Below are 3172 nucleotides of genomic sequence, written 5' to 3' on the forward strand. Positions count from 1 at the left end.
TGTCGGGGGTCGGTCGCTGGCCGGTCGGTGGTCGTCGGCACGGCGGTGAGCGCCCCGGGCGGGATCAGGCGGGCAGCAGCGCCGCGAGCTCCTCGGCGGCCTCGTCCCCGTAGGCCGCGGCGAGTCGCCGGCGCGCGGCGGCGGGGTCGATGCTCCACTCCTGGGTGCCGGTGGTCTCCAGCACGTGGGTCGCGATGAGAGCACCGAACTGGGCCGAACGCTCCAGCGAGAGGCCGTCGACCACACCGGTGAGGAATCCGGCGCGGAACGCGTCGCCGACGCCCGTGGGGTCGAGCAGGTTGTCCGAGGGCACGATGCCCACCTCGAGGGGCTCGGCGCCCTTCTCCACGATCACCACGCTCTTTCCTCCGCGGGTGGTGATGCGGGTACCGACCTTGTCGTCCAGCTCCTCGGCCGTCCACCCGGTCTTGTTCAGCAGGAGTTCGTACTCGTACTCGTTGGTGAACAGGTACCGGGCGCCGTCGACCAGCGCTGCGGCCGCCTCACCGTCGAGGAACGCCAGCTGCTGGGAGGGGTCGGCCGCGAAGTCGAGCCCGAGCTCGCGGCACTCCGCCGTGTGGGAGTTCATCGCGGTCGGGTCGTTGGCGCCGATGAGCACGATCTCGGGCCGACCGATGCGGTCGACCAGGCGGGCCAGGGAGATGGTGGCCGCCTCACCCATCGCGCCGGGGTAGAACGAGGCGAGCTGGGCCATGTCCGAGTCGGTGGTGCACACGAACCGTGCGGTGTGCAGGGCGGAGCTGATGTGGACCGCCGAGGTGTCCACGCCGTGCCTCTCCAGCCAGTCGCGGTACTCGGCGAAGTCCTCACCCGCGGCGCCCACCAGATGGGGACGACGGCCGAGCACGCCGAGCGCGAACGCGATGTTGCCACCCACTCCGCCGCGGCGGATCTGGAGGGAGTCCACCAGGAAGCTCAGCGACACGTGGGCGAGCTGGTCCGGCAGGAGCTGCTCGGAGAACCGACCCGAGAAGGTCATGAGGTGGTCGGTGGCGATGGAACCCGTGATGACTACTGACATGCTCCAGACAGTAGACGACCCGGGCCGACCAGCGATCGGCCCGGGTCGTCAGTGCCCGGCTGGACTCAGTTGAACGAGTCGCCGCAGGCGCACGAGCCGGTGGCCTGGGGGTTGTCGATGGTGAAGCCCTGCTTCTCGATGGTGTCGACGAAGTCGATCGACGCACCGGTCAGGTAGGGCACGCTCATCCGGTCGACGGCGAGCTTGATGCCACCGAAGTCGTCCACGACGTCGCCGTCGAGCGAGCGGTCGTCGAAGAAGAGCTGGTACCGCAGGCCGGCACAACCACCGGGCTGGACGGCGATGCGCAGGGCCAGATCGTCGCGACCTTCCTGGTCGAGGAGTGCCTTGGCCTTCGAGGCGGCGGCGTCGGTGAGCAGCACACCGGTGGCGGTGGTCTCCGTGGCGGTGTTCTCCGCAGTGGTCATGTCGGTTCTCCTTGCGATCCGAGAGGGTCTTCGGTGGCGTCCTACGGTGGTGCAACGCCCACCGGGGAGCTCTCTATTCCCCGGACGCCGCGTCGCCTGACACGATACGCCTGCGAGGAGTGACGGGTGAATGTCCTCGGCGGGGATCGATCGCCTAGCCTGGGTATGTGAAGTTGCGCGCATTCGGCTCCAGTAAAGACGACCCCGGCAAGGGCTCCGCAGGTACCGACACCGGGCCGGAGTCCTCCCCGGGCACGGATCCGGGGCCTGCAGGGGACGCCCGTCGGCCCGCGGGCAAGGGCAAGCCCACCCCCAAGCGGCGGGACCAGGAGCGCGCGCGCGGCCTGCGGACGGGTCCCGTCACGGCGCCGGTCACCCGTAAGGAGGCCAAGGAGCGCCGGAAGGCCGCCGAGGCCAGCATGACCAAGGACGAGCGCAAGGCCGCCCGGGCCGAGCAGCGTACCGCCCGTGAGGAGCGCCGCCAGCTCATGATGGCCGGCGACGACCGTTACGTGCTCTCGCGGGACCGCGGCGAGGTCCGTCGCTTCGCCCGCGACTGGGTGGACACCCACCGGCGCCTGATCAACTTCTTCATGCCGCTCGCGCTGTTCGTGATCATCTTCCAGCTGATCCCCAACCCGGAACTGATGTTCTACAGCCAGAACCTGTTCCTCATCCTGATCGTCGTGGTGGTGGTGGACGGAATCCTCCTCGGACGCAAGGTCAACAGTGTCGTCCGCGAGCGGTTCCCGGACACCGAGGACACCGGGTTCGGCATGGGCTGGTACGCGGTGATGCGGGCGACGCAGCCGCGGATGCTCCGCACCCCGCGCCCCCGGGTACGCCCGGGCGACTCCATCTGACCTGATCACCATCTGGCCTGATCACCATCTGACCTGCTCGGCAGCTGACCTGAACGACAGCTGACCTGACCGACGATCCACGGAAAGGCCCGGAACGCCATGCGCCTGCTCGTCCTCGGCGGCACCCGCTCGGGCAAGTCCGCCCACGCCGAATCGGTGGCCGAGGCCACCGGCGCGGACGTGGTGTACGTGGCCACCGCGCGACCGGACCACGACGACGCCGAGATGACCGCCAGGATCGCCGCGCACCGGGACCGCAGGCCCGCCGAATGGTCCACCGAGGAGACCGACGAGATCCCGCGGGTACTCGCCGATCACCCGGCCGACACGGTCCTCGTCGACGATCTCGGGGGTTGGCTCACCCGCCGGATGGACGCCACCCTCGGGTGGACTGACGGCGGGGCGGCCGTGTCCGATGAGGTCGACGCGCTGGTCTCGGCGGTCGCCGCCCACCCCGGTTCGCTCGTCCTGGTCTCCCCCGAGGTCGGCCTGGGGGTCGTGCCCGACACCCTCTCCGGCCGTCTGTTCTCCGATCTGGTCGGTTCGCTCAACCGGCGGTTGGCCGAGGTGTGTGACTCGGCCGTCCTCGTCGTCGCGGGCAGGGTCCTCCCCCTCTCCTCCCCCGGGGCCCCCGCCGCGGCGGACCGCTCCCCCGGTCACCCCGCCTCACCGGCTCCGGCCCACCCCGCGGCGTCCGCTCCCACCGTCGGTGGGGCCACCGCGCCCGCCGGTGCGACAGGGGACACCACTGACCCGCAGGTGTCCGGCGGGACCGCCCGGGACCTCGAACCGGAGACCGGGGCGCAGGACGAGCCGGGTCCCGGGTCGGAGTCCGCGCA

Annotated in this window: 4 protein-coding genes; 2 read left to right on the forward strand and 2 right to left on the reverse strand. The window is 70.8% G+C overall.

The window, feature by feature from the left end:
• Positions 1-64: 64 nt before the first annotated feature.
• Complete coding sequence (locus tag G6021_RS11995; protein WP_182610028.1) at positions 65-1042, reverse strand: carbohydrate kinase family protein; 978 nt, start codon at positions 1040-1042, stop codon at positions 65-67.
• Positions 1043-1107: 65 nt separating this feature from the next.
• A complete protein-coding gene (locus tag G6021_RS12000) occupies positions 1108-1470 on the reverse strand; it encodes an iron-sulfur cluster assembly accessory protein (RefSeq protein WP_107756186.1) in 363 nt (120 codons plus the stop codon).
• A 167-nt stretch (positions 1471-1637) separates the two neighbouring features.
• Between G6021_RS12000 and G6021_RS12005 the strand changes: the two genes are divergently transcribed.
• Both G6021_RS12005 and G6021_RS12010 read left to right on the forward strand, forming a co-directional pair.
• Positions 1638-2333, forward strand: coding sequence for a DUF3043 domain-containing protein (locus G6021_RS12005; RefSeq protein WP_182610029.1), 696 nt, complete (start codon positions 1638-1640; stop codon positions 2331-2333).
• A 99-nt stretch (positions 2334-2432) separates the two neighbouring features.
• Positions 2433-3172: bifunctional adenosylcobinamide kinase/adenosylcobinamide-phosphate guanylyltransferase (locus G6021_RS12010; RefSeq protein WP_241736536.1), on the forward strand; the 740-nt coding region annotated here is incomplete at its 3' end.

It is taken from the genome of Dietzia sp. CW19 (genome assembly GCF_014145265.1).
GTDB lineage: Bacteria > Actinomycetota > Actinomycetes > Mycobacteriales > Mycobacteriaceae > Dietzia > Dietzia natronolimnaea.